This is a genomic window from Corallococcus exiguus, assembly GCF_009909105.1.
GTDB lineage: Bacteria > Myxococcota > Myxococcia > Myxococcales > Myxococcaceae > Corallococcus > Corallococcus exiguus.
The window spans coordinates 283,630-309,198 of sequence record NZ_JAAAPK010000007.1; the positions used below are offsets into that span (position 1 = coordinate 283,630).

Consider the following 25,569-nt stretch of genomic DNA (forward strand, 5'->3'; position numbering starts at 1 on the left):
CTCCTCAAGCGGGACATGACCTCCCAGGGTCGTTCCGTTTCCTCCCATCCCTTGGGTAACGTCGTCCATGACGCGTCGGCCTTCGGAGGCCTGCGCGAAGGGGAGGACAGAGCATGTCGGCAAGTGAGTTCAGGCTCCCACGCGGAGCCATTCTCTTCACGAGGGACGGCTTCCAGTACGAGTTCCGCGAAGACCTGGGAGAGGTCCACCACGGATTGAGCCTCCTGGTGGCCCGGCGGCGCACTTCCGAGGGCAGCATCCGAGGCAAGGTGCTGCTCAAGGCATTGGGCGTTCCGCAGCTGAGGGAGATGCCCCGCATCAAGCGTGCGAGGGCGAAGCTCGAGGAGCAGGTGCGCCTCGCGACGTACCTCGACCATCCAGGCATCCTTCGCGTCCATGGGCTGCACAAGGCGGAGGGGTGCTGGTACGTCATCACCGAGCATCCGTCGGGGAACAGCATCAGCAACCTGCTGACGCTCGTCGGGGAATGCGGGCGCCGGTTCTCGGCCCTCTTCACACTCCATGTCGGGGCCCGCGTCGCCGAGGCCCTGGAGCACGCCCACGAGGCGCAGGATGAACAGGGACGCCCCCTGCACATCGTCCACCGGGCGCTCGACGTGGAGAACCTCTTCGTCGACTGGAACGGCGGCGTGCAGGTCTCCGACTTCGGGCTCGCCCTGTCGGATCTGCCCGGCCGCGTTTCGTCCACGGTGCGCCGGCCTCAGGGAGATGCGTTCTACTCCTCCCCGGAAATGCTCCTGACAGGCTGCGTGGATGCGCGTTCAGACCTCTTCGCGCTGGGCAACGTCCTGCTTGAACTCGCGACGGGGAGGAACCTCCTGGATGCCTCGGATGACTTGACCGACGAGGTGAAGGGCGCGCTCTCGGTCCGGCAGAGCAGGCGCGTTCGACATGCCATCAAGCGGGCCCAGCTCGCGGGAACCCCGCCCATGGTCGCGGATGCCATCTGGCGCGCGGCGACCTACACGCAGGCGGATCTGGAGGCGTTGACGAAGCCGCTTCCTCAGGGGTTGCACGTGACGCTGCGCAGGCTCCTCCAGCCCAGGCCCGACGACCGCTACCAGACGGCGCGCGAACTGGCGGCGGACCTGCGCCGATGGTTGGGAGAAGGAGCCGCCTACGGCAAGAAGGAAGCAGTGGCGGAGCTGCACAAGATGGCGAAGCGAGCCCACGAGGAGCTGATGGTCGAACTGGGCATGCGGCGCCCTCGTTGCCCCCAGGTGCCCCAGGATGAGCTCAGTACGAACTAGCCCAGACCGGCCCTGCGTGCGCCCCCAGCGCGCACGCTGAGCCCTTGAGAGCTGCCGCCATGACAACCCACGCTGAAACCGGGACCCGCCCCGAGACCTACTACGCCGGTGCTTATTGGGGACCGCGACGAGAGTCCCCCGAAGCGTGTGCCCAGCGTGCGGCGGCCTTCTTCAACATGCTGGCCGCATGCGCTCCCCTGCTCGCGAACTGGAACAAGATCCCCAAGCCTCGCGGCAAGGGCCGCCAAACTCCGCTGACGCCACCTTCCCTCCCTGCTTTGACGGAAGCATTCCGGCGCGGTGTGAATCGGGAGCCCGGCGGGCCTCCTATCGAAGATCTGGGCTTCCGCGTCGGGGCCTACAACGACGGCACCGGCCAGGACTTCGCCTCCGTCAATATGAAGTGCGGGAGCTACGCTGAGTTCCGCATTGCCAATTCGTGCGTCCTGTCGCTACCGGCCAAGGGGGCAAACGCGGAGCGAATATTGACGGCTTCCGTGCTGACCGAGGTGGTGCGCAGCATGGCACTGGCCTGGGAACCGGATTGGGCCGTGGCCATGTCCCGCCCCCATCGGGAGCTGGATGACGCGGACGGCAAGGCCGATATGTGGCTTGGCTGGGTGACATACCTCTCCCATCACCGGGGCACGGTGCCGCCACTGCCCGCCCCCGTGCGCATTGAGCCAGTGGAGGACAGGGGGTCGTTGATCATCCTGACCCCCGAACGATTCACCGTGGCCAACCCCGAGCACATTGCACTGGCGCGCCGGGTGCGCGAGCTGCTGGCCCAGGCAGGGCTCATGCGAACAGCTGGAGCAAATCCTCCCGGGTGATGGCGGCGGCGCCCGAGGCTTCGCTGAGCGCGGCTTCGAACAGGGCGCGCTTCTTCTCCTGGAGGCCCAAAATCTTCTCCTCCACCGTGCCCTGGGACACGAGCCGATAGACCATCACCGGCCGCTCCTGCCCGATGCGGTGCGCTCGGTCCGCGGCCTGCGCCTCCACCGCCGGGTTCCACCACGGGTCCATCAGGAACACGTGGTCCGCCGCCGTGAGGTTCAGGCCCGTGCCTCCGGCCTTCAACGACATGAGCAGCACCGGCGCGCCGTCCTGGCCCTGGAAGCGCGACGTCACCTCGCCTCGGTTCGCCGTCGCTCCGTCCAGCCGCTCGAAGCCGATGCCCGCTCCCTTGAGCCCCGGCTCGATGAGGTCCAACAGCGACGTCCACTGTGAGAAGACCAGCGCCTTGTGGCCCTCCGCCACCGCCGTCTCCAGCGCGTCCACCAACGTCTGCACCTTGGAGGACGTCTTCGCGTGCTGCCCCGGCACCAGCGCGGAATGGCAGGCCGCCTGTCGCAGGCGGAGCAATGCCTCCAGCGCCTTGAGCACGCTGCCGCCCTCGTTGAGCAGCGCCACCACCTCCGCGCGCGTCGCGGCCATCACCGCGTCGTAGACGGAGCGCTCGCGCTCATCCAACTGCACGTGCATCACGGAGTCGGTGCGCGGCGGCAGCTCCGGCGCCACGTCCTTCTTGAGGCGGCGCAGGATGAACGGGCGGATGCGGCGACGCAGGCCTTCCGCCGCTCCGGGCTTGCCGTCCGCGATGGGCTGCGCCGTCTTCTCCTCGAACTGGCGGCGGCCTCCCAACAGACCCGGGTTGGTGAAGTGCATCAGGCTCCACAGTTCATCCAGGCGGTTCTCCAGTGGCGTGCCGCTGAGCGCCAGCCGCAGGTTCGCCTTGAGCCCGAACGCCGCGCGCGACACCTGGCTCTCCGGGTTCTTGATGGCCTGGGCCTCGTCCAGCACCACCGCCTCCCACGTGGGCGCTCCCAGCACCGCCGCGTCCAGGCGCAACAGCGCGTACGTGGTGAGCGTGATGTCCGCCGCGGGGTCCAGCTTGCGGCCGGGGCCGTGGTACACGCAGACCTTCAACGACGGCCGGAAGCGCTGCAGCTCCGCCACCCAGTTGGGCAGCACGCTCGTGGGGCACACCACCAGCGACTTGGGGCCCAGGATGCAGATGGTCTGGAGCGTCTTTCCCAGACCCATGTCGTCCGCGAGGATGCCGCCCAGCCCCGCGCCCTTCAGGAACGACAGCCAGCTCACGCCCTGCTGCTGATACGCGCGCAGCGTGGCGTTGAGCTCCGCGGGCAACACCGGCGGCGGCAGCTTCTCGAAGCCCTCCACCAGCGGGGCCAGCTTGTCCAACCCCGGAGGCGGCGGCTGGTCCAATGACTCGCACAGCTGGGTCAGCTCCGGCAGCGCGTGGTTCGCGACGCGGCCGTCCTCCTGGCGCGCGGCCAGCAGGGCCGCGACGCGCTGCCCGTTCTTGTCCAGCCACGCGCGCGGCAGCGGCGCCCAGCCGCCTCCGTCCAGCGGCACCAGCCCCAGCCCCTCCGTCCACGCCCGCACCACCGCCGCCGCGTCCACCGTGCGCGCGCCGCCCTTGCCGCCCTCCACCTCGAACTCCAGCGTGAAGCGCACCTCCGGCACGCCCGTGCCGGACGCGCCGCCGTCCACGCGCAGGGACGGCTTGAGGCGCATGTCCGGGCTGACGATGCCCGCCGCGTCGCCGCCCAGGTCGCCCCGGAACTTCCGCAGCTTGTCCGCGAACCGCATCATCTCCGGGCCCTGCACCGTGAGCCGGCGGCCGGGCACCAGGTTCAACTCGTCGCGCAGCTGGTGGATCAGCTTCTGCTCCGCGGCCTCGTCACGCAGCGGCACCGCGCCGCGCAGGTACACCATGCGCCCGTTGTCGATGCGCACCGTCGGCGGCGCGCCGTACACCAGCGTGGGCAGCACCGACAGGCCCTGCGTGAGCTGGTTCAACTCCAGGAGGATGCGCGGCTTCAGGTCGCGGTCCACCGACGGCAGGCGGCGGCTCCGCATGTCCACCGGCATGCGCCGCGCCAGCTCCGGGAGAATCTTCGCGGACAGCTCGCCCAGCTGCTCCGGCGAATACGTGCGCACGAGCGGCAGGTGCTGGAGCCACGCGCCCGTCATCGCCGTCTCGCCCAGGCGCACCAGGGACTCCGCCGTCAGCGCGACGCCGGGGCTCACCACCTCCGTGATGCGCGGATCCCTCGTGATGGTGATGACCCACTGCTGGCCCTTGTCCTCCACCTTCGCGCGCGGGGGCAGCACCTCTCCGGACACCGCCACCGGCCGGCCATCCAGCAGCACGTTACGCGCGGGCTCCAGGGCTCGCAGCAGCGCGTCCAGCTTCTCCGCGAGCAGCGGCCCCCGGGTGCGCCGCTCCAACAGGCGCTCCATCACCAGGTCCACCTGCTCCACCTGCAACGTGACGCCGGCCTGGGGCTTCGCCAGGCGCCCCGTGAGGTCCTCCAGCGGCTCCTCCGTGCCGTCCGCGTGCGCGAGGACCCGGTGCAGCTGCAGCCCTCCCTCCACTCGCGTGAAGCGGTACACCACGCGCGACCAGCGCTCGGACACCGCCTCCAGCGGCGCGTCCTGCTTCTCCGCCTTGTCCAGGGAGATGGCCGCCGCGACCACGTGCTCGCACGGGTCCACCGGGCTGGGGCAGTCGCACTCCCACGCCTCGTCGCCCGGGTAGAGGACGACGGTGAAGGCCACGGCCCGGCCCGCCACCTTCACGCGCAGCTCGATCTCCGAGGCCGTGCGCGACTGGAGCGCCACCGCGCCGTCACGCGCGAGGCTGACGCCCCTGGACCAGAGTCCCGGCTTGGCTTCTTTCCGGACGGCTTCGAGGAGCTGGGTGTTCTCGGACATGGCAGGCGGATTCCCTACGCCCCGCCACGCCCTTGCGCAACGTCGGATGCGTCCCGGCCGACGGCCAGGCTACTCGTCGTCGTAGGACGGCTCGAAGAGGTAGGTCAGCTTCACCATGAACTCTCGGCTGAACACCGGAAGGGGCGCGTGTCCGCCGTTGTAGGGCTGGGCCACCCGGAAGTCGCTGCCCAGCAGGTTGTAGACGCCCGCGCCAATCTCCAGGCCCTTCGTCCCAACGTTCTCCGCGCGCACGAAGAGGTTGAGCAGCAGCCGGGGCGACAGCGTCTGGACCTCCGACACGCCCTCCTCGTCCGGCGCCCCCACGGCGAAGCGCTGGCCCACCAGCACGGCGGTGGGGCTGACGGACAGCCACGGCAGCACCTTCGCCGTGCCCGTCAGCGTCACCTTGTGCGTGGGCAGCCCGGTGAAGGCCTTGGGCTGGCCGGGCACCAGGTAGTCCTCCACGTCGTTGCGCCCGCCCGGCCGGTAGAACGAATAGCCCGCCTGCGCGCGGCCCCAGGACCCGCGCAGCCGGTAGTCCAGCTCGATGCCCCGGCTGCCCAGGCGGCCCAGGTTGCGGTACGCCTCCGACGCCGTGACCGGGTCATACGAATAGATGATGGGGTCCGTCACGCCCACGTCGAAGGCGTTGGCGCTGAAGCTCTGGCCCTCGCCCAGGCGCACGGTGGCCTCCAGTTCGTACACCGTGGTGCGCTCCGGCCGGACGTCGTCGCCCAGGGAGATGTTCTCGATGCCCGGCGCTCGGAAGGCGCGGCTGTAGAGCGCCTTGCCGCTCACCGGCCCGAAGGACTTGAGCAACACCAGGCGCGGCACGAACGAGCTGCCAAAGGCGCTGTGGTCCTCGAAGCGCGCGCCCGCCACCACCGTGGCGATGGGGTTGTCCGAGTACACCTCCATGAAGGCCGCCACGTTGCGGTAGGAGACCTCGTCCTCGTCGCCGTTGAAGGGCTCCTGCTGGCCGATGCCCGCCGGGCCTCGCAGCTGCCCCTGGTCGAACGCCAGGTCCACGCCGCCCGTGAGCTGGAGGAAGTCGAACGCCGCCCAGCGCGCCAGGGCCCGGCCGCGCAGGCGCCGGTAGCGCTTGTCGTAGAAGAAGTCAGACGACTCGTCCGAGTCCCGGTAGGACTCGCCCAGGGTGAGGTTCAGCCGGGGGATGATTTCAATCCGGTCCGTGGGCCGGAAGCGGTCGCTCAGCTCGGCGTGGAACGACTCGAAGTCGGTGTTCGCGGGCGTGGGCAGCACCTCGTCCACGGAGACCACCGACGTGGTGTCCTGGCGCTGGTACAGGATGCTCAGCTGGAGGTCCCGGTAGCCCACGCCGGCCTGCACCACCGTGGGGTCCATCGCCGACGCGCCGTTCATGCTCGCGGAGTCGCCGTAGAAGTCGTCGAACACGGCGCCGCTGCGCTGCCCCTGCCCCAGCGAAGCGGACGCGAACGCGCTCAGGCCCGGCGCGCTTTCAAACACCTTGCGGCCGGACACCGTGAGGCTGCGGCGGCCCAGGCCGTGCGCCAGCTGCCCGTAGGTGCCCACCACCAGCGCGTCCGTGCTGCCCTGGATGCCCCGGGTGATGACGTTGATGACGGCCAGCTCCGCGTTGCCGCCGTAGATGACGGAGCCGGGGCCGCGCACGACCTCGATGCGCTCAATCAGCTCCACTGGGAACTCGTGGCCCAGCTGCATCGTGGAGTAGAGCTGCTCGTTCATCTCCTTGCCGTCGATGATGAGCAGCACCTTGCCTTCCTGGCCCCACAGGCCCCGGAAGCCCGGCCCCACCGTGCCGGACACGTCCACGCCGAAGAAGAAGCCGGGCACCTGCAACAGCACGTCCATCAGGTCGCGCGCGCCAGAGGCCCTGATTTCGTCCGCGGTGATGGCCGTCACCACGGCCGGCGAGTCATGCAGCTTCGTGATGGCGAACGACGCCACCTGGCTGTGCACCTCCGGCTCTTCGTCCAGCTGCTCCTGGGCGGAGGGCATCTCCCCGGGGTCCAGGGTGGGCTCCGGCGCCGTCTGCGCGAAGCCCGTGCCCGCGCCCAGCAACGCAAACCATACACACACACGACGCCCGTGCCTGGTGAAGCCCATACGAAACAACCTTCTCGAAGTTGGGAGACGCGAGCCCGTCCCGGGGGGAGACAGGCCTCACGTGAAACAGAGTGTAGCGACTTCAACGGGGTCCGAAAGTTCTGGGATTACGCGCACTGCGTCGAATGCGGGCGTAGGCCTTGTTCACTTCACGCGCACGCGGGTGCTGCGGCCCGGCTCGACCTCCACGGTCATGCGCCGCTTCACCTCGCCGTTGACGCGGACCTCCACCTTCGCGGGGCCGGAAGGCAGGGCCTGCGCGGAGATGGGCGGAAAGCCATACGGCCGGCCGTTGATCCACACCTCGCCGTAGAGCCCCGGCGACGTCACCTCCAGGTCGCCCCGCTGCGCCACGGCGGCCTTCGCCACGGAAGGCTCGGGCGGCTTCGTGGGCTCCGGGTCGCGCGGGGACGCCACGGGACCACCCGCGGCCGGGGGCGAGGCCGGAGCCACGGCCGCCACCTGGGCCACGGCCGGCTTCGGCGTGGACGGCGTCAGTTCCGCGGAGAGGTCGCGGTTGAGCGAGCGCACCGAGTCCGCGTCCACCTCCACCGTCTCCTCGTACAGGCGGCGGTCGCCCTGCGCGAGCACCACGCGGTGCGCGCCCGCGGACACCGGCAGCCGCGCCGGTGTCATGTCCACCGCCCTGCCATCCACCATCACCACCAGCCCCGGCGGCGTGGACGTCACCAGCAGGAGCCCGCCCTTCGCATCTTCCTGAGGAGCGGCCTGGGCGACCGGCTGCTCGCGGGCGCCCCGCTTCCCGAGGCGCGTGCGGGGCGGCGTGCGGTTGGGCGTCGGCTCACGCGGCGTGGGCGCGGTCCGCGTCTGCTCACGCGAGCGCAGGTCGGTGGCGATGCCCAACAGGCGCGTCAGGTCGCTGTCCCCCTCATCCGGGCGCAGCTTGAGCGCCTCCGTGAACTGCGCGACCGCGCGCTCGTAGTCGCGGTCCTCCAGCGCGGCCAGGCCCGACGCGCGCAGCGCCCGCACGAGCCCCGCGTGCGCGTCCTCCTTGGGCGGGGACACGGACGCCACGGTCCGAGGTGGCGCCACGACAGGCGTGGGGTCGGGAGGGCGCGTGGCGACGGGCTCGGGCTGCGCGGCCTTGCGCGAGCGGACCACCAGGTACGCCCCGGCGTTCACGGCCACGGTGCCCAGCAGGATGACGGCGACCCAGGTCTTCTGATTCTTCACGTTCAAAGTCCCACTTCCCACGACGACACGGTGCGCCCGCCCTTCACGCGATGAACAGCCAGAACACCGCGCTGCCCGCCAGCGCGACACCCGCCGCCGCGGCCAGCCCCCAGGGGAACGCCCCGGCCGAGGCCGCTTCCGGCGACGGGAGGACGCCCGTGGTGGAGCCCGTCCCGGTGCTCCGGGGCAGCATGCCCGTGGGCACCAGCGCGCTGGGCTCGCGCAGCTCCACCGCGTGTTCCAGCGGCGCGAAGGGCGACGGGCCGGAGATGCCGCTGGGCATGCGCGTGGAGCCCATGCCCGAAGCATCCGCGGATACTCCCGGCGACGAGCCCGCCATGGACCCCGGCACCGCCAGCGCCGTGGACACGCGACCCGTGGCGTCCGGAGGAAAGAGCGTGGCCATCAGCGCCGCCAGCTCCCGGCCGCCGGACGTCCAGTGCTGCGCCGTGCGGTAGCGCTCCAGGTCGTCGTGCAGCTCGCGCGCCGTCTGGTAGCGCTGCGCGGGGTCCTTCGCCAGGCACTTGAGCAGGATGCGCTCCAGGTCCGGCGAGAAGCCCGGAGCCACGTGCGACGGCGGCGGCACGTCTCCCGCCGACGCGGCCATGATGGTGGCCTCCATCGAGTCGCGCTTGAACAGCCGGCGCCCGGTGGACGCCTCGTAGAGCACGATGCCCAGCGAATACAGGTCCGAGCGGTGATCCAACTCCCGGTTGGTGATCTGCTCCGGGGACATGTACGCGTACTTGCCCTTCACCACCCCGGCCACCGTGCGCTCCAGGTTCACGGAGCTCTTCACGATGCCGAAGTCCGCCAGCTTCACGATGCCGTCGCGAGACACCAGCACGTTGCCCGGCGTGATGTCCCGGTGCACCAGCTTCAGCGGCGTCCCGTCCGACAGCGTCTTCGCGTGCGCGTACGTGAGCGCGTCCGACATGGCCAGGCCCACGTCCACCGTCACCCGCGGCCCCAGCGGGATGTTGGCCGCCGCCGCGTGCCGCATGATGCGGTCCAGCGACTGGCCCTGGATCCACTCCATCGCCAGGTAGTACTGACCGTCGATCTTCCCGAAGTCGAACACCTGCACGATGTTCGGGTGCGTGAGCAGCGCCGCCACCTTCGCCTCGTCCGCGAACATCCGCGCGAAGGGCTCCAGGTTCGCGTACTCCGGCAGGATGCGCTTGATGACACATGCCTTGGAGAAGCCGTCCGGCCCGTCGATGGTCGCCAGGAACAGGTGCGCCATCCCGCCCGTGGCGAGCCGCTGCACCATTCGGTACTTCCCGAAGAGGCTGTCCACCCCGGGTGCGGCCGGCGAAGGCGTCACGGCATCAACCCTGTCCAAATTGTACTCCCAGGACGGAACTCGCAATTCCGGGAAGATACCTATGCCGAGACCTCCCCACAAGTTTCGCACACCGTGTCAACAGGTTTTGCGGTGAATACACTTTAACAACGTGACGGATGGGCGACGGGCGGGTGTCCCGGCATATCCTCCCGGTCCTCCGCGCATGGCGACCTCCCCCTCCGACGCCTCGTCCCCGCTGGCCGCTCCCCGTCCGCTATCCGCCCGGGACATCCGCACCCTGGGGCTGGCGGCGCTGGGGGGCGCGCTGGAGTTCTATGACTTCATCATCTTCGTGTTCTTCACGGCGGTGATGGGGAAGCTGTTCTTCCCTCCGGAGACGGCGGACTGGCTGCGGCAGTTGCAGACGTTCGGGCTGTTCGCGGCGGGCTACCTGGCGCGGCCGTTGGGCGGCATCGTGATGGCGCACTTCGGGGACCGGACCGGGCGCAAGCGGATGTTCACGTTGAGCGTCTTCCTGATGTCGGTGCCCACGCTGTGCATGGGCCTGTTGCCCACGTTCGCCACGGCCGGGTACGCGGCGCCGCTGCTGCTGCTCACGCTGCGGCTGTTGCAGGGGGCGGCGGTGGGCGGCGAGGTGCCGGGCGCGTGGGTGTTCGTCTCCGAGCACGTGCCAGAGCGCCGCGTAGGCCTGGCGTGCGGGACGCTCACCTCCGGGCTCACGCTGGGCATCCTGTTGGGCTCGCTGGTGGCCACCGCGGTCAACACCGTCTTCACGCCGGAGCAGGTGCTGGCGTACGGCTGGCGCGTGCCCTTCGTGGTGGGCGGCGTGTTCGGCTTCTTCGCCGTGTTCCTGCGCCGCTGGCTCCAGGAGACGCCCGTCTTCGAGGAGATGCGCCAGAAGAAGGCGCTGGTGCGCGAGCTGCCGCTCAAGGCCGCGCTCCGGGGCCACGCGCCCGCCGTCGTCGTCTCCATGCTGTTCACCTGGGTGCTCACCGCGGGCATCGTGGTGGTCATCCTGATGACGCCCACGCTGATGCAGCAGTTGCACGACATCCCGCCCGCGAAGGCGCTGGCGGCCAACAGCGTGGCCACGCTCACGCTCACGGTGGGGTGCATCTGTTACGGGCTGCTCGCGGACCGGCTGGGTCCCACGCGGGCCATGGCCATCGGCTCGGGGATGCTGCTCGTCGCCGCGCAGCTGTTCTACCGGGGCGTGGCGAGCGCGCCGGAGCACCTGGTGCCGCTCTACGCGGGCGTGGGGTTCTGCGTGGGCGTGGCCGGCGTGGTGCCCGCGGTGATGGTGCAGGCCTTCCCTCCGGCGGTGCGCTTCTCCGGCCTGTCGTTCTCCTACAACGTGGCGTACGCGCTGTTCGGTGGCCTCACGCCGCTCGCCGTGACGCTGGCCCTGAAAGAGAGCCCGCTCGCGCCCGCGTACTACGTCTCCGCGGTGTGCGCGGTGGGGCTCGTGGTGTCGTTGCTGCTCTTCCGGGGTTTCACCGCCCGTGCCAGCGCACCGGACGAGCAGCCCGCGCCGTCGCGCTGACGCCCGCCTGGCGGCCGGAGGTGTTGACGTGTAGCCGACAGATGGGAGGCGCGAGTTCACGAAGCCAACCCCATCCGGGGCGCGTCGGCTATGCGAAGGGGACAGCGGAGGGGCTTTGGACATGCCCGGTTCCCCTCCCGTGCGCACCTTGTCCCGGCGCGTGCTTCCAGAAGACGGAAGCTTCGCGCATTGACCCTCTCCGACGGAACCCGGCATGCCCAGTAAGACTCCTCTTTTCCAGAGCGGCATTCCCAGCTTCGACGTCATCCTGGGTGGGGGCATCCCCGCTCGCCAGTCCTTCATCGTCACCGGCACGCCCGGTTCGGGGAAGACGGTGCTGTGCAGCCAGGTGGCCTTCGCGGCCGCGGCGCGCGGCCTTCCCGTGGTGGTGGCCACCGTCACCTCGGAGCCCCACGACAAGCTGATGGAGGCCCTGTCCGGCTTCGCCTTCTTCCAGCCGGAGGTGCTGGGCGAGACGTTCTTCCTCATCAGCGCCTACTCGGCGCTCAAGCGGGGCGCGAAGGAGGCCCGGGAGCTGCTGCTGCAGACGGTGCGCGAGCGCGGCGCGGCGATGCTCTTCATCGACGGGCTGCGCTCCATCCGCGACCTGTGGCAGGACGAAGCGCGGCTGCGCGAGTTCCTCTACGAGCTGGGCATCGGCCTGGCCGCCAGCAACTGCATTGGCCTGTTCACCACGGAGTATCCATTGGATCGGCTGATGGCGCTGCCGGAGGCCACCACGGTGGACGGCATCCTGTCGCTGTCCGTCCAGCCCCATGGCTCCCGCCGGGTGCGCCGGGTGGAGGTGGTGAAGCTGCGAGGCCGGCCCCACCTGTCCGGCGAGCACACCATGCTCATGCGCGAGAGCGGCGTGGAGTTCATCCCGCGCCTGGAGGCCGTGCCCCTGGAGGTCCGGGACGAGCCGCCCACGCTCAAGCGCCTGGGCTTCGGCCTGCCGGAGATGGACGCGCTGATGAATGGGGGGATTCCGGAGCTCAGCACCACGATGCTGGCGGGGAGCATGGGCATTGGCAAGACGCTGGTGGCCATGCACTTCGCCGCGGCTGGCGCGCGCCAGGGCCAGAAGGCGCTCTACGTCTCCTTCTTCGATGCTCCGGCCATGCTCCGGGCCCGCGCCCTGCGCGTGGGGCTGGACGTGGCCCCCCTCCTGGACGATGGCCGGCTGACGCTGCGCCACCTGCCGCCCATGGAGTTGGAGGCGGACGCGATCGTCCGGGACCTGTTGGAGCAGGTGGACGCGCTCGGCGTCCAGCGGCTGGTGCTGGACGGGCTCACGGAGCTGGAGCTGTCCATCCTGGACCCCGCCCGGCGGCGCACCTTCCTGGCGGCGCTCGCGATGCAGCTGCGCATGCGGGGGGTCACCAGCTTGTTCACCCGCGAGGTGTCGAAGATCGTCGGCACGGAGCTGGACTTCAACGACGCGCCCGTCGCCAGCCTGGGAGAGAACCTGCTGCTCCTGCGCTACGTGGAGCTGCACGGCCAGATGCACCGCCTGTTGTCCGTGCTCAAGATGCGCGACAGCGAATACACCGCGGACCTGCGCGAGTTCCAGATCAACAACACGGGACTGAAGGTGCTCGCCCCGCTGCGCTCCGCCATGGGCCTGCTCACCGGACAGGCCCGGCCGCTGGGCACCACCATTGGAGGGGTGGGTGAATGAGCCTGGTCCTCATCGCGGAGGATGAAGAGGCGCTCCTGGAGGTCTTCTCCGAGGTCGTGGAGGACATGGGCCACCGCGTTGTGCGCGCGCACAACGGCGAGGAGGCCCTGCTGCTGGCGCGCACGGAGACGCCGGACCTGGTGGTCAGCGACCACATGATGCCGCGCAGGACGGGCATGCAGCTCTTGCATGCCATGCGCGCCGAGTCCTCCCTGTCGGACGTGCCCTTCCTGCTCCTGAGCGCGGCGCGTCCGCAGGGGCGTGAAGCCGCCCAGACCTTCCTCGCGAAGCCGGTGGACCTGTCCACCTTCGAGCAGGCGGTGAGCACCGCGCTCCAGTACCGCGCGGAAAGCCACCCCGAAGCGGCTCCCACCGCGCGCGAGCCCTCCAACGCGCTGAGCCTGGCCCGCGAGGAGATGATCAACTGGGTGGCGCACGAGCTGAAGACGCCGCTCAGCTCCGCGCGGCTCAACACGCAGCTGCTGCTGCGCAAGGTGCTGAAGCGCGGCGTCGACGACGAGCGCCGCTCCGCGGAGGCCGTCCTGCGCCAGCTGGACCGGATGAACGGGCTGGTGACGTCCATCCTGGACGCCTCCCGGCTGGCGGACGGGAAGCTGGAGCTGAAGCTGGCCCCCACGGAGCTGACGCTCTTCCTCCAGGAGCTCGTCCAGGAGTGGCGCGAGCTGCAACCGGAGATGGACTTCTCCCTGCACGCCCTGGATGCGGTGGAGTCGTTGATGCTGGACACGGAGCGGCTGCGCCAGGTGCTCAACAACCTGCTGTCCAACGCGGTGAAGTACAGCGGCACGTCGCGCCACGTCGAGCTGGGCGTGACGCTCAACCCGGGCCTCGTCCTCGTCCACGTCCGCGACTGGGGCGTGGGCATTCCCGCCAACGCCCTGCCCCACGTCTTCGACCGCTTCCAGCGCGCGGACGAGGACCGCGGGCGCGGCCACGGCCTGGGCCTCTTCATCGCCGCGGCCCTCGCGAAGCTGCACGGCGGCTCGCTCTCCGTCCGCTCCACCCTGGGTGAGGGCTCCACCTTCATCTTGCGCCTGCCCCGGCGGAACTGAAGCAGGACTGCACGTTTCCGCCGGAACTCCATTCAAACCAACCAGACTGGAAGTCCGCGAACACCCGGCGCTCTCGGTGAATTAGAAAGCGAGTGTGTCCACGCCTCCTCCGTCCCGCCTGTCTTCGCTGCGCGCGTTGAAGCACCGTGACTTCGCCTTCCTGTGGGGGGGCGCGGCGCTGTCCAACATCGGCACGTGGATGGAGGTGCTGGCGCTGGGCGTGTACGTGACGAAGGTCACGGGCCGGGCGGAGTGGACGGGCGGAGTGGCGGCGCTGACGTGGCTGCCGTCCATCCTCTTGTCGCCGCTGGGAGGCGCGCTGGGGGACCGGTTCGACCGGCGCCGCGCGGTGGGGATTGGGGCGCTGGTGCAGATGGTGCTCGCGGGGACGCTGGCGGCGCTGGCCTTCACCGGCGGGCTGACGGTGCGCTGGGTGGCGGTCATCTCGTTCCTCAACGGCTGCGCGGTGACGCTGTTCATGCCGGCGTTCTCCGCGCTCATCGCCGTCTCCGTGCCGAAGGAGGACCTGCACAGCGCGCTGAGCCTCAACTCGGCCCAGGCCAACCTGGGGCGCATCTGCGGCCCGGCGCTGGCGGCGCTGCTCATCGCGCACACGGACATCGGCTGGGTGCTGCTGCTCAACACGTTCTCCTTCGGCGCGGTGATGCTGTCGCTGCTGGGCGTGCGGGGGGCTCCGGCCGCCGTGAAGCCTGCTTCGACCGAAGGGCTGTGGGCGGGCATCGCGCGAGGCTTCCAGGTGGCGCGGGCGGACGAGGCGCTGCTCATGGCCATGGGCGGGACGCTGGCCATCGCCGTGTGCATCGCCCCGTTCACAGCGCTGGCACCCGTCATGGCCATCCGGGTGTTCGGCCAGGACGCGGGCGCCACGTCGATGCTGGTGACGGCGCAGGGCGCGGGGGCGTTCCTGGCGGCGCTGAGCGCGGGCACGCTGGCGGACTGGATGGGACGGGGGCGGCTTCTCGAGGTGAGCCTGTTGCTCATCGGTCCGGCGGCGGCGGCGTACTGGCTGTCCCCGTCGCTGGGCATGGCGACGGTGGCGGTGCTGGCGCTGGGGGCGCTGTACATGCTGACGCTCACGGGGCTGGCCACGCTGTGCCAAGCGCGCGTGTCCGGCGAGTTGCAGGCGCGCATCGCCAGCCTCAACTCCATGCTGCTCTTCGTCGGCTTCACGGTGGGCGTGTGGTCGCAAGGCGCGCTCGCGGACCGGCTGGGCGTCCGGCCCGTCATGGGGGGAGCGGCGTTCGGGTTCCTCCTCTTCACCGTCCTGCTGCGCACGCTGCGCTCGCGCGGCTTCGCTGCCTACGAGACCTGACAGGGCCTTCACCATGACGACCTCCTCGCCGGTTGCCCCGGGCAAGAAGCGTGTCCCGCTGCCCCTCGTCCCCAGGACGGAGGCGCTGCCGCTGTCCTTCATGCAGCAGCGCCTGTGGTTCCTGGCGCAGATGGAGGGCACGAGCGCCACGTACAACGTCTACTTCTTCGTGCGGCTGAAGGGCGCGCTGGACGCGGACGCGCTGGAGCGGGCCCTCCAGGGCGTCGTGGACCGGCACGAAGCGCTGCGCACCACCTTCGCCGCCGTGGACGGCCAGCCGGTGCAGCGCATCGCCCCTTCACTGACGCTGACGCTCCGGCGGGAGGACCTGAGCGGCCGGGAGCAGGCCCTGCGCGAGCACGCGGAAGAAGAGGCGCGCAGGCCGTTCGACCTGGCGCGCGGGCCGTTGGTGCGGACCACGCTGGTGCGGCTGTCGCCGGAGGAGCACGCGCTGCTCTTCGTCACGCACCACATCGTCTGCGACGCGGTGTCGCTGGGGTGGATGGCGAACGAACTGAGCGCGCTCCATGCCGCCGCCACCCGGAACGAACCGCACCGGCTGCCGGAGCTGCCGGCGCAGTACGCGGACTTCGCGCACTGGCAGCGCCAGACGCTCGCCGGTGACTTCCTGGAGGCCGAGCGCACTTGGTGGAAGGAGCGGCTTTCGGGCGCGCCTCCCGCGCTGGAGCTGCCCACGGACCGGCCTCGTCCGCCGCGCCAGACGTCCCGGGGCGCGGTGTACCGCCTGCCCATGCCGCAAGCCCTGGCCACGGGCATCCGCGAGCTGAGCCGCAAGGCGGCCGTCACGCCGTACATGGCGCTGCTGGCGGCGTTCCAGGTGCTGCTGTCGCGCTACAGCGGCCAGGAGGACCTGGTGGTGGGAACGCCCGTGGCGGGGCGCGGGCGGCGGGAGGTGGAGCGGCTCATCGGCTTCTTCGCCAATACGCTGGCGCTGCGGCTGGACACGTCCGGCGACCCGACGTTCCTCGCGCTGCTCGGCCGCGTGCGCGAGGTGTGCCTGGGCGCGTATGCGCATCCGGACATGCCCTTCGAGCAGCTGGTGGACCTGCTCGTGCCGCAGCGCGACCCCAGCCGCTCACCGCTGTTCCAGGCGATGTTCGTGCACGTGAACTCGCCGTGGGCCGCGCTCAAGTGGCCCGGCCTCACCGTGACGGAGCTGGACTTCGAGCCCGGTGTCGCGCGCTTCGACATCACCCTCTTCCTCTACGACGACCCCAGCGGCCTGGAGGCGCGCTGGGAATACAACGCGGACCTCTTCGACGAGGCGACGGTGGCGCGCATGGCCGCGCACTACGCGCGCCTGCTGGAGGGCGCCGTCGCGAAGCCGGAGTCCCCCGTGTCCCTGCTGCCGCTCCTGACCGCGCGCGAGCGGGAACGCGCGGTGCGGGATTGGAACGACACCGGCGCGGATGTGCCGCTGCATCCCGGAGTGCACGCCCTCTTCGAGGCCAGCGTGCGCCGGAATCCTGACGCCATCGCGGTGCGCTTCGGAGAGGCGAGCTTCACGTACGCGGAGCTGGACCGGCGGGCCAACCGCGTCGCCCATGCGCTGCGCCAGCGCGGCGTGACGCCGGACACGGCCGTGGGGCTGTGCGTGGACCGCTCGCTGGAGCTGGCGGTGGGCGTGTTGGGCATCCTCAAGTCGGGCGCGGCCTACTGCCCGTTGGATCCAGCCTATCCGCCGGAGCGGCTGGCGCTGATGCTGGAGACGTCGCGCGCGAAGGTGCTCGTCACGCGGCGCTCCCTGGCGTCGGGGCTGCCGGAGGGCGGCGCGGAGCGGCTGTTCCTGGAGGACGAACTCTCCACGCCAGACACCGCGCCCACTCCTGCGGGCGGACCGGACACGCTGGCCTACGTCATCTTCACGTCGGGCTCCACGGGCGTGCCCAAGGGCGTGGCGATGCCGCACCGCCCGCTCTTCAATCTCATCCAGTGGCAGGTGCGCCGCTCCACCGCGCCCCGGGGCCGCACGCTCCAGTTCTCCGCGCTGAGCTTCGACGTGTGCTTCCAGGAGATGCTGCCCACGTTCGCCGCGGGCGGGGAGCTGGTGCTCGTCTCGGAGGACACGCGGCGCGACGGCCGGGCCCTGCTCACGTTGATGCGCGACCAGGGCGTGGAGCGCATCTTCCTGCCGTTCGTCGCCTTGCAGCACCTGGCGGAGGTGGCGGACTCGGACGGCCTGCTGCCCACGTCGCTCAAGGAGATCAACACCGCGGGCGAACAGCTCCGGATGACGCCCGCGCTGCGGCGGCTGCTCCACGCGCTGGACGGGTGCGTGCTGGACAACCACTACGGCCCCACGGAGACGCACGCGGCCACGGCCCACGTGCTGAAAGGCAACCCGGACACCTGGCCGGACCTGCCTCCCATTGGCCGCACCATCACCAACGCACGCACGTACCTGCTGGATGCCCGGTGGGAGCCGGTGCCCGTGGGCGTTGCTGGCGAGCTGTACATCGGCGGCGCGGGGCTCGCGCGCGGCTACCTGCACCGGCCGGACCTCACGGCGGAGCGCTTCCTGCCGGATCCGCTGAGCCCGCATCCGGGCGCTCGGATGTACCGCGCCGGTGACTTCGCGCGGTACCTGCCGGACGGCACCCTGGAGTTCCTGGGCCGGCGCGACGCCCAGGTGAAGATCCGCGGCTATCGCATCGAGCTGCCGGAGGTGGAGGCGGCGGTGGCGAAGCTGCCGGGCGTGAAGGACGTCGCGGTCATCGCGCGGGAGGACGCGGCGCGGGGCAAGCACCTGGTGGCCTACGTGGTGACGCAGCCCGGAGCGGACGTGGACGCGGGCGGGCTCAAGGCGGTGCTCCGCGACCGGCTGCCGGAGTACATGGTGCCCGCGGCCTTCGTGTTGCTGGACGCGTTCCCCCTCACTCCCAGCGGCAAGCTGGACCGGCGCGCCCTGCCCGCGCCGGACGACGACGCGGACTCGGCCCAGGCCTTCGTGGCCCCGCGCACGCCACTGGAGACGGAGGTCGCGGGAGTCTTCGCCGCGCTCCTGCGCCTGCCGCGCGTGGGCGCGCACGACCACTTCTTCGAACGGGGCGGCCACTCTCTCCTGGCGACCCAGGTCACCGCGCGGCTGCGCGACCGGCTCCAGGTGGATCTGCCGGTGCGGATCCTGTTCGAAAACCCCACCGTGGAAGAGCTGGCCGCCCACCTGGCCTCGCTGAGGCCGACGGAGGACGTTGAAGCGCCGCCGCTCGTGCCGAGCCCGCGCGACGAGGTCCCGCCGCTGTCCTCGGCCCAGGCGCGCCTGTGGTTCCTCACCCGGATGGATCCGGACGGCTTCTCGTACAACCTGCCCTGGTTCACGCGCTGGAGCGGGCCGCTGGATGACGGCGCGCTGGAGCAGTGCCTCCAGGCGCTCGTGCGGCGTCACGAGGCGCTGCGCACCACCTTCGTGGAGCACCAGGGCCAGCCGGTGCAGCGCATCGCCCCGGCGCTGCACGTGCCGCTGCGGCGCGAGCGCGTGTCCTCGGAGGCGGAGCTGGCGCGGCGCGCGGAGGCGGAGGTGCGCCTTCCCTTCGACCTGTCCCAGGGGCCGCTCGTGCGCGCGACGCTGGTGCACGTGCGGGACGGGGAGCACGCCCTGCTCGTCACCTTCCACCACATCATCTGCGACGGCTGGTCGCTGGGCGTGTTGGAGCGCGAGCTGACGGCGCTCTACCGCGAGGCCACCGGCGGCGGCGCGGCGGAGCTTCCGCCCCTGTCCCTCCAGCCCGCGGACTTCGCGCGCTGGCAGCGGCGGACGTGGGCGAGCGCGGGGGTGGAGGCGCGGCTCGGGTGGTGGAAGGCCCGGCTCCAGGACGCACCGGCCTTCCTCGACCTGCCCACGGACCGGCCGCGCCCGGCGGTGCAGACCTTCGAGGGCGCGCACCTGTCCCGGAAGGCGTCGCCCGCGCTGTCGCGAGCCCTGGAAGCGCTGGCGCAGCAGGAGGGCGCCACCCCCTTCATGCTGCTGCTGGCGGGCTTCCACGCCCTGCTCGCCCGCTACAGCGGCCAGCATGACGTCGTCATTGGCGCACCTCTCGCAGGCCGCGAGCGCCAGGAGTTGGAGGGGCTGGTCGGCTTCTTCATCAACACGGTGCCGCTGCGCATCACCGCGTCTCCGGACGCGAGCTTCCGCGACCTCGTGGGCCGAGTCCGCGACCTCACGCTGGAGGCCTTCGCCCACCAGGACATTCCCTTCGAGCAGCTGGTGCGCTCGCTCCAGTCCGAACGCGACCCCAGCCGCGCGCCGCTGTTCCAGGTGATGTTCGTGCTCCAGAACGCCGGAGGCCCCGCCGCGCGCGCCCTGCCGGATGTGTCCGTGGCGCCGATGGACGTCGAAACGGGGATGGCGAAGTTCGACTTCACCCTCTTCGCCCAGCCGTCCGCCGAAGGCCTGGACTTCGTCTGGGAGTACAACACCGCCCTCTTCGAGGAAGCGACCGTCGCGCGCATGGCCGAGCACTACACGCGCCTGCTCGCGGCCGCCGTCGCCCGGAGGGAAGAACCCGTGGCACGGCTCCCGCTGCTCACCGACGAGGAGCGCCAGCGGCTGCTGTTCACCTGGAACGACACCCACGCTGACCCTCCGCGTGAGGCGTCGATCACCTCGCTCTTCGAGGAGCAGGCCCGGGAGAGGCCCCAGGCCATCGCGGTGGAGTTCGAGGGCCGCCAGCTGACGTACGCGGAACTGGACGCGCGCGCGAACCAGCTGGCGCACCACCTGCGCGTGCTGGGCGTGGACGTGGGCACGCCGGTGGGCTTGTGCACTGGCCGCTCGCTGGAGATGGTCGTGGCCACGCTGGCCATCCTCAAGGCGGGCGGCGCCTACGTCCCGTTGGATCCGGCCTATCCCACCGAGCGCCTGCTCTTCATGGCCCGGGACACGCGCCTGCCGGTGCTGCTGGCCCAGCCAGGCCAGGAGGCGAAGCTCGCGGCGCTGGAGGCGCGCGTGGTGCCGCTGGAGCCGTCGTGGGCTGTCTTCGCGAACGAGTCCACCCGAGCGCCGCGCATCACCGTCCCCGCGAACGCGCTGGCGTACGTCATGTACACGTCCGGCAGCACCGGCCGGCCCAAGGGCGTGTGCATCCCGCACCGAGGCGTGGTGCGGCTGGTGAAGGGGACGACGTACGCGCGCTTCGGCCCGGACGAGGTCCTCCTCCAACTGGCGCCCATCTCCTTCGACGCGTCGACGCTAGAGCTGTGGGGCGCGCTCCTGCATGGCGCGAAGCTCGTGGTCTCCCCCGCGCATCAGCCGTCTCTGGAGGAACTGGCCCGGGTGCTGGAGCAGCAGGGCATCACCACGCTGTTCATCACCACGGCCCTCTTCAACCAGATGGCGATGTTCCAGCCCCAGGCGCTCGCGCGCGTGCGGCAGGTGATGACGGGCGGCGAGGCCATGTCCCCGCTGGCCGCTCGACAGGTGCGCGAGGCCGGCCGGGACGTCATCAACGCCTATGGCCCCACGGAGAACACCACCTTCTCCACCGTTCATCCGCTGGAGGGCACGGTGGACGACGGGCGCCCCGTTCCCATCGGCCGGCCCATCACCCATACGCAGGCCTATGTGCTGGACGCGATGGGCGCGCCGGTGCCGGTGGGCGTGGCGGGCGAGCTGTACCTGGGCGGCGATGGCCTCGCGTGGGGCTACATGCAACAGCCCGCGCAGACCGCGGAGCGCTTCGTGCCGCATCCGTTCAGCACGACGCCGGGCGCGCGGCTGTACCGCACGGGAGACCGGGTGCGGTGGCGGCCAGAGGGCGTCCTCGACTTCCTGGGCCGGACCGACTCGCAGGTGAAGGTGCGCGGCTTCCGCATCGAGCCAGGAGAGATCGAGACCGCGCTCAAGGCCTCGCCGGGCGTGGAGGACGCGAGCGTCGTCGTGCGAGAGGACGCTCCCGGCGACAAGCGGCTCGTGGCCTACGTCACCGGCGCGCGCGTGGACGCGGGCGACCTGCGTGCCCACCTGGCCGCGCGGCTGCCGGCGCACATGGTGCCCTCCGCGTTCGTGAAGTTGGAGCGGATGCCGCTGACCCCGTCAGGGAAGGTGGACCGCAAGGCCCTGCCCGCGCCGGAAACGCGGACGGGCCCGGACGCCTACGTGGCGCCACGCGAGGGTTGGGAGACGCTGGTGGCGGAGCTGTGGGCGCCGCTGCTGGGCGTGCCCCGCGTGGGAGCGCACGACCACTTCTTCGAGCTGGGCGGACACTCGCTGCTCGCCACGCGGGTGGTGTCGCGGCTGCGGGACGTGCTCCAGCGGGACGTGCCCCTGCGCCTGCTCCTGGAGTCCCCGACGGTGTCCCGGTTCGCGGAGCGGCTGGAGGCGCTCCAGAAGGGAGGCCACGGTCCGCCGGTGCCGCCCATCGTCGCGGGGTCGCGGGACAAGCCGCGGCCCTTGTCCTTCGCGCAGCAGCGCCTGTGGTTCCTCGCGCGCTTGGATCCCCACGGAAGCGCGTACAACGTGCCCTTCTTCTTCCACCTCGACGGCTCGCTGGACGTCCCAGCGCTGGAGGGCGCGCTGGATGCGCTCATCCAACGGCATGAGGCCTTGAGGACCACGTTCAGCGACGGCGAGGGTCAGCCGGTCCAACACGTCGTGGAGCATCGGCCGTTCACGCTCGCCCTCGAGTCCCTGGACGGGGACGCGCTGCTGCGCTCGCGCGCGGAGGCGGAGGCGAAGAAGCCCTTCGACCTGGAGCGCGGCCCGCTGGTGCGCGCCACCCTGGTACACACGGCGCCGGAGCGACACGCGCTGCTGATGGTCATGCACCACATCGTGTGTGACTTCTGGTCCATCGACATCCTGGTGCGCGAGCTGAAGGCCCTCTACACGGCACGTCACCAGGGCGAATCGCTGACCCTGCCGCCCCTGTCCGTGCAGTACCCGGACTTCGCCGCGTGGCAGCGTCAGGTGATGGCGGGCGAGACGCTGGAGGCCCAGCGCGCGTGGTGGAAGCAGCACCTGGAAGGCGCTCCGCCGACGCTGGAGCTGCCCACCGACCGGCCACGGCCGACCGTGCAGACCTACCAGGGCCTCCAGCTTTCGCGCCCCCTGCCCGCCTCGATTCCCGCCGCGGTGCAGGCCCTGGCACGCGACGCGGGCGTCACGCCCTTCATGTTGCTGCTCGCGGGATTTCACGCGCTGCTCGCGCGGCACAGCGGACAGGACGACCTCGTCATCGGCACGCCCATCGCGGGGCGCGGCCAGCGCGAGGTGGAGAACCTCATCGGCTTCTTCACCAACACCCTGGCCCTGCGCGTGGATGCCACTGGGGCGGAGAGCTTCCGCGCGCTCCTGGGCCGCGTACGCGAGGCCTGCCTGGGCGCCTATGCCCACCAGGACATGCCGTTCGAACAGCTCGTGGACGCGCTGGTCCCCACGCGGGACCTGGGCCGCTCGCCGCTGTTCCAGGTCATGTTCGTCTTCCAGAACGGGGGCGCGCCCTGGGAGCTGCCCGGCGTCCACGTCAGCGCCCTGGCCTTCGAGCCCGGCATGGCGAAGTTCGACCTCACCCTCTTCGTGCGGGAAGCGCCGGAGGGCGTGTCCATCCTCTGGGAGTACAACACCGCCCTCTTCGACGAGGCCACGGTGGCGCGGTTCGCGGATCACTACACGCGGCTGCTCGAAGGCGCGCTCGCGGCGCCGGACGCGCCCCTGGGCACGCTGCCCATGCTCGCGGACGCGGAGCGGCGACAGCTGGCGGCGTGGGCGCTCCGGCCGGCGGCCTTTCCCGCCATGCCGGGCATCCACGCGTTCTTCGAAGCCACTGCCTCGCGGACGCCTGACGCCATCGCGGTGCGCTTCGGAGATGAGGCGCTCACCTACGGGGAGCTGGAGCGGCGCTCGAACCAGCTCGCGCACCAACTGCGCGGCCTGGGCGTGGGGACGGATGTCCGCGTGGGCATCCACCTGCGGCGCTCGCTGGAGTTGCCCGTGGCGGTGCTGGGCACGCTCAAGGCGGGAGGCGCCTACGTCCCCCTGGATCCGGCCTATCCGCCGGAGCGGCTCGCCGCGATGCTCCAGGCGTCAGGCGCGGCGGTGCTGCTCACCTCGCACGAGCTGCGCGAGGTCCTGGGGTCCAGCGCGGCGCGAGTGCTGGAGCTCGACACGCGGACGGAAGCCCTGGCCCGGGAACCCGACACGCGGCCAGAATCCCGAGGCAACGCGCAGGCGCTCGCCTACGTCATCTTCACCTCCGGCTCCACCGGCACGCCCAAGGGCATCGCGATGCACCACGCGGCGCTGGTGAACCTGCTGCACTGGCAGCTGGGGGACGCGGTGGCGCCCGGGGCACGCACGCTCCAGTTCTCCGCGCTGAGCTTCGACGTGTCCTTCCAGGAACTCTTCGCGACCTGGGCCGCGGGCGGTGAACTGGTGCTGCTCACCGACGAGGTCCGCCGCGATGCCAGCCAACTGCTGGCCCTGTTGGAGGGTGCGGGCATCGAGCGGTTCTTCATGCCCTTCGTCGCACTCCAGAACCTGGCGGAGGTGGCCGAGCGCGAGGGCACCTTCCCCACGCGCGTCCGGGAGATCATGGTCGCGGGAGAGCAGCTGCGCATGACTCCGGCGATCCGCAGCTTCATGAAGCGCACGGGCGCGGTGCTGCACAACCACTACGGCCCATCCGAAGCCCACGCGGTGACGTCCCTGTCGCTGAAGGGAGATCCGGACATCTGGCCGGCACTGCCCTCCATCGGCCGGCCCCTGATCAACGTGCCCGTGCACGTGCTGGACGCGAATCTCCAGCCGGTGCCCCAGGGCGTCACGGGCGAGGTGTACGTGGGCGGCGTGCAGGTCTGCCGCGGTTACCTGAACCAGCCCGGCCTCACCGCCGACCGCTTCATCCCGGATCCGCTCGGCGCCACGCCCGGAGGCCGGCTGTACCGCACGGGCGACTGGGCGCGGCTTCTTCCGGACGGCACGCTGGAGTACCTGGGCCGGCGTGACGCGCAGCTCAAGGTGCGCGGCTTCCGCATCGAGCTGGGAGAGATTGAAGCAGCGCTGGCGCAGCACCCGTCGGTGCGCGACTGCGTCGTCGACGCGAGGGATGACGGAAGCGGCCAGAAGCAGCTGGTGGGCTGGGTGGTGGATGCCGGAGGGAAGTCCCTGGACGTCGGAGCACTGCGGAGCTTCCTGCGACAGCGGCTGCCGGAATACATGGTGCCCGCGCGCTGGGTCGCGATGGAGCGGTTCCCGCTGACGCCCTCGGGCAAGGTGAACCGCAAGGCGCTGCCCGCACCGGAGGCAGGCCGCGAGCCCACGCGAACCCTGGTGGGTCCCCGCACGCCGCTGGAGCTCCAGCTCGTGCGCATCTGGGAGGAGGTGCTGGGCGTGCATCCCATCGGCGTGCGCGACAACTTCTTCGAGCTGGGTGGCCACTCGCTGCTGACGCTGCGCGTGCAGTCGGCCATCCACGCCCGGCTGGGCCGGACGCTGCCGGTGGCGGCGCTCTTCCAGAACGCCACCGTGGAACACCTCGCGGGCCTGCTCCGGGACGCGGCGCCCTGGACACCTCGGGTCGCGCTCCAGAAGGGCCGCAAGGGCGTGCGCCCCTTCTTCTGCGTCCATGCCGTAGGCGGCAGCGTCGTGCCCTACGCGGAGCTGGCGCGGGCGCTGGGACCGGAGCAGCCGTTCTACGGACTCCAGGCCCGCGGCCTGGACGGCGAGGGCCCTCCTTGCGACTCCATTCCGGAGATGGCGACCCTGTACGTGCGCGCGGTGCGAGAGGTCCAACCGCACGGCCCCTACCTGCTGGGCGGCTGGTCCATGGGCGGCAGCGTCGCGTGGGAGATGGCCCACCAGCTGCGGCGTGAAGGCGAGACGGTGGCGTTGCTCGCGCTGCTGGACACCTCCGCGAGCCTGCACTTCGGCAACCCGGATGACATGAACGCGAAGGCGCGGCTGAGCGCGCTGTTCCTGGAGGACCTGCTGCGCGCCTCGGGACAGCCGCTGCCGCCGAACGAAGGGCTCTCACCCAGCCGGTGGATGGAGGTGCTGGAAGAGGCGAGCCAGCCGCTCTTCGCCGCGGAGCAGTCGCTGCACCAGCTGCGTCACGCGTTCGAGGTCCACCTGAACGCGGGCTGGGTCTACGAACCGCCGCCGGCCAGCGGCCCCTTCACGCTCTTCGAAGCGGAGGCCTCCCGCTGGGACCACGGCTGGGCCGCCTACGCGCCCGGCGGACTGGACATGCACACGGTGCCCGGAGACCACTACTCCTTCCTCAAGCCTCCGCATCTCCAGGTGCTCGCCGCCAGGCTGCGCGACGCGCTCGCGAAGGCACAGGAGCCCTGAGCGCGA

Annotated in this window: 11 protein-coding genes; 7 read left to right on the forward strand and 4 right to left on the reverse strand. The window is 71.0% G+C overall.

All coding sequences use genetic code 11. The features are described 5' to 3' along the window. The first annotated feature begins 113 nt into the window (after window positions 1–113). Both GTZ93_RS25610 and GTZ93_RS25615 read left to right on the forward strand, forming a co-directional pair. Entirely contained in the window at window positions 114–1,271 is a 1,158-nt protein-coding gene (locus GTZ93_RS25610) for a serine/threonine protein kinase (RefSeq protein ID WP_139916257.1), read from the forward strand. A 59-nt stretch (window positions 1,272–1,330) separates the two neighbouring features. Next, window positions 1,331–2,104, forward strand: a complete 774-nt coding sequence (locus GTZ93_RS25615; protein WP_139916258.1) for an immunity 52 family protein — start codon at window positions 1,331–1,333, stop codon at window positions 2,102–2,104. Here the strand turns inward: GTZ93_RS25615 and GTZ93_RS25620 are convergent. The 4 genes from GTZ93_RS25620 to GTZ93_RS25635 all read right to left on the reverse strand — a co-directional run bounded on the left by GTZ93_RS25620 (window position 2,070) and on the right by GTZ93_RS25635 (window position 9,645). Then, window positions 2,070–5,015: a DEAD/DEAH box helicase gene (locus tag GTZ93_RS25620; RefSeq protein ID WP_139916259.1), complete on the reverse strand. Its 2,946-nt coding sequence runs from the start codon at window positions 5,013–5,015 to the stop codon at window positions 2,070–2,072. The two genes, GTZ93_RS25615 and GTZ93_RS25620, sit on opposite strands and share 35 nt — an antisense overlap. Window positions 5,016–5,084: 69 nt before the next feature. Then, window positions 5,085–7,097 (reverse strand): TonB-dependent receptor plug domain-containing protein, encoded by a 2,013-nt coding sequence (locus tag GTZ93_RS25625; RefSeq protein WP_257979046.1) that lies wholly within the window; start codon window positions 7,095–7,097, stop codon window positions 5,085–5,087. 171 nt (window positions 7,098–7,268) lie between these two features. After that, window positions 7,269–8,318 (reverse strand): PEGA domain-containing protein, encoded by a 1,050-nt coding sequence (locus tag GTZ93_RS25630; protein ID WP_139916261.1) that lies wholly within the window; start codon window positions 8,316–8,318, stop codon window positions 7,269–7,271. 43 nt (window positions 8,319–8,361) lie between these two features. Then, complete coding sequence (locus GTZ93_RS25635) at window positions 8,362–9,645, reverse strand: serine/threonine protein kinase (RefSeq protein ID WP_257979047.1); 1,284 nt, start codon at window positions 9,643–9,645, stop codon at window positions 8,362–8,364. A gap of 184 nt (window positions 9,646–9,829) precedes the next feature. Here GTZ93_RS25635 and GTZ93_RS25640 point away from each other — a divergent pair, with 184 nt between their 5' ends. From GTZ93_RS25640 to GTZ93_RS25660, 5 genes are all read left to right on the forward strand, one after another. Further along, window positions 9,830–11,170, forward strand: coding sequence for an MFS transporter (locus GTZ93_RS25640; RefSeq protein ID WP_139916263.1), 1,341 nt, complete (start codon window positions 9,830–9,832; stop codon window positions 11,168–11,170). A gap of 214 nt (window positions 11,171–11,384) precedes the next feature. Next, window positions 11,385–12,851 (forward strand): ATPase domain-containing protein, encoded by a 1,467-nt coding sequence (locus tag GTZ93_RS25645; protein WP_139916264.1) that lies wholly within the window; start codon window positions 11,385–11,387, stop codon window positions 12,849–12,851. After that, window positions 12,848–13,924: an ATP-binding response regulator gene (locus tag GTZ93_RS25650; RefSeq protein ID WP_139916265.1), complete on the forward strand. Its 1,077-nt coding sequence runs from the start codon at window positions 12,848–12,850 to the stop codon at window positions 13,922–13,924. The genes GTZ93_RS25645 and GTZ93_RS25650 overlap by 4 nt, the downstream gene beginning before the upstream one ends. A gap of 94 nt (window positions 13,925–14,018) precedes the next feature. Next, window positions 14,019–15,257 (forward strand): MFS transporter, encoded by a 1,239-nt coding sequence (locus GTZ93_RS25655; protein ID WP_139916266.1) that lies wholly within the window; start codon window positions 14,019–14,021, stop codon window positions 15,255–15,257. 13 nt (window positions 15,258–15,270) lie between these two features. Further along, the gene (locus GTZ93_RS25660; RefSeq protein ID WP_139916267.1) at window positions 15,271–25,563 is read left to right on the forward strand and encodes a non-ribosomal peptide synthetase; all 10,293 of its coding nucleotides are present in this window, start codon (window positions 15,271–15,273) and stop codon (window positions 25,561–25,563) included. The last annotated feature ends 6 nt before the right edge of the window (window positions 25,564–25,569 follow it).